This window comes from Citrobacter sp. TBCS-15, from assembly GCF_005280815.1.
Taxonomy (GTDB): Bacteria; Pseudomonadota; Gammaproteobacteria; order Enterobacterales; family Enterobacteriaceae; genus Citrobacter; species Citrobacter werkmanii.
Map to the genome: position 1 here is coordinate 1 of NZ_SZWK01000133.1, position 1323 is coordinate 1323.

Below are 1323 nucleotides of genomic sequence, written 5' to 3' on the forward strand. Positions count from 1 at the left end.
GAGTGGTTAGATTATGTGTAAGAAACGCAAATACACAAAAATGGGTGCTTTATATTCAATAGCAAATGCACAGCATAATAAAAAGAAAGCTGATAAGATACCAGTAAGAGCTTATTACTGCAAGTGGTGCAATTCATATCACTTATCAAGTCAGCAAAGACTAAATATTAAGACAGGAGTAATTGGATAATGAATAATGAATTTACATATTATAAAGTAGAATGGTTAGAAAAAGATATAACAGGTTTTTACAACGTTAAAAATAAAAAATATTATACAAAGAGAGAAGCGTTTGATTTTAAGTATTTTGTAGAAAAATCTGATATAGCTTCTAATTGTTTAGTTAAAAAAATAACTGAAATTACTGAAGTTATCGCTTGACAATTTAAAAGAAGTTTAATATAATAGTATATATAAAAAATTAAGGAGAATTAAGATGATTAAATTATTTAACAAGAAGCCTAAAGATAAATATAAGAGAGCTGTAGCTTTTAGTTTGAAAGGTTTAGGTAAACAAATTAGTGCTTTAGAAAATAAAGGTTTTGAACGTGTGGGAGATATTCAAACAATTGTAATGAACGGAACAAGTTCAGGTTATGAGCAACTAATGGTTAAGAAAGTAGATAAATAAAATGACAAATGAAGAATTATATGAAAGAATTACTAGCGTACTAGAGGAACAAGGTATCGCAATGAATCAATTTGAGTTAAAAGTTAAATCTGAAACAGGTAAATATCCTAACCTAAGAATAACTAAATCACGCTTGAGCTTGCCAAATACCGTAGCATTCCCTTATCTTACTATGTTTTTAAATGATGATGAAATGCACGAGCTTACACTTAAAAAAATTGATAGCGTAGGAGATAACGGAGAAGCGTTTGACTTACTAGATGAGATATTGTCTAGTTTAGAACCAAGCAAAGAATATCTATATAAGCAACGATTGAAGCGTAAAATGCAAAGGGAGGCAATGAGATAATATTACACAAGTACACAAGGAAGATTAATAGTTCAAAATATCCACGGTCAACAGCTAGAAAGATCGCTAATGACTTGAACAAGAATGACCCTTTTAATAATTATCTAGTGAGCCTTGAGCTTGGCTCTAAAAGGTATATTATTGAAAAATTTGAAATTAGAGGTATGAATAGATGAAACGTTTTTACGTAGAGGAAGACGACAATGGCAAAGAGATTAAGCGAAAACTTACAACTTTTGCTAATGATGATTTAACACAGCTTTCAGATGATGAGCTAGAAACATTATATTATGAATCATCTGCTCAATTTTTAGCTAAAGCAATGCACTTTATGAAGATTGAG

Annotated in this window: 3 protein-coding genes; all 3 read left to right on the forward strand. The window is 29.9% G+C overall.

Annotated elements, in window-relative coordinates; genetic code table 11:
- Positions 1-189: 189 nt before the first annotated feature.
- From FDW96_RS11860 to FDW96_RS11870, 3 genes are read left to right on the forward strand one after another with little or no spacing between them, the layout of a single operon-like run.
- Positions 190-381: a hypothetical protein gene (locus tag FDW96_RS11860; RefSeq protein ID WP_068505922.1), complete on the forward strand. Its 192-nt coding sequence runs from the start codon at positions 190-192 to the stop codon at positions 379-381.
- A gap of 55 nt (positions 382-436) precedes the next feature.
- Positions 437-631: a hypothetical protein gene (locus FDW96_RS11865; RefSeq protein WP_036853165.1), complete on the forward strand. Its 195-nt coding sequence runs from the start codon at positions 437-439 to the stop codon at positions 629-631.
- Between the two features lies 1 nt (position 632).
- Positions 633-980 (forward strand): hypothetical protein, encoded by a 348-nt coding sequence (locus tag FDW96_RS11870; protein ID WP_036853164.1) that lies wholly within the window; start codon positions 633-635, stop codon positions 978-980.
- The last annotated feature ends 343 nt before the right edge of the window (positions 981-1323 follow it).